This is a genomic window from Enterobacter sp. 296B2 (assembly GCF_034106185.1).
Lineage (GTDB): Bacteria > Pseudomonadota > Gammaproteobacteria > Enterobacterales > Enterobacteriaceae > Enterobacter > Enterobacter cloacae_N.
Genome location: NZ_JAWNCA010000080.1, coordinates 1 through 640 on the forward strand (window position 1 = coordinate 1; position 640 = coordinate 640).

Here is a 640-nt window from a genome sequence, read left to right on the forward strand (position 1 = left end):
TCATCGCCTCTGACTGCCAGGGCATCCACCGTGTACGCTTAGTCGCTTAACCTCACAACCCGAAGATGTTTCACTTCTGATTGCGAAAATTTGAGAGACTCGAACACACATTAACTGTGTGTCGTTTCAATTTTCAGCTTGATCCAGATTTTTAAAGAGCAAAACTTCGCAGTGCACCTTTTCAGGTTCACTCTGAAGTTTTCTTGTGTTCGCAGTAAAAGATGGTGGAGCTATGCGGGATCGAACCGCAGACCTCCTGCGTGCAAAGCAGGCGCTCTCCCAGCTGAGCTATAGCCCCATCGTTTTAATCTCTGTACCGGTAATTTTTCCTGAGACAAGGCGTGGAAACGCGAAGCATACATCAGTATGTGAGCGTTGCCGCAACGCAGTATCAGGGAAAATTTGGTAGGCCTGAGTGGACTTGAACCACCGACCTCACCCTTATCAGGGGTGCGCTCTAACCACCTGAGCTACAAGCCTTCAGAGATTTTTACTGCTGTTTTTCATCAGACAATCTGTGTGAGCACTACAAAGGCAGGTTCTTTAAGGTAAGGAGGTGATCCAACCGCAGGTTCCCCTACGGTTACCTTGTTACGACTTCACCCCAGTCATGAATCACAAAGTGGTAAGCGCCCTCCCG

General features: G+C 48.6%; 2 tRNA genes and 1 rRNA gene. All 3 read right to left on the reverse strand.

Annotated elements, in window-relative coordinates:
* Positions 1-222: 222 nt before the first annotated feature.
* Positions 223-298 (reverse strand) — tRNA-Ala (locus URZ40_RS23135).
* A gap of 105 nt (positions 299-403) precedes the next feature.
* A tRNA-Ile gene (locus tag URZ40_RS23140) sits at positions 404-480 on the reverse strand.
* A gap of 69 nt (positions 481-549) precedes the next feature.
* A 16S ribosomal RNA gene (locus URZ40_RS23145) occupies positions 550-640 on the reverse strand; the annotation flags it as partial.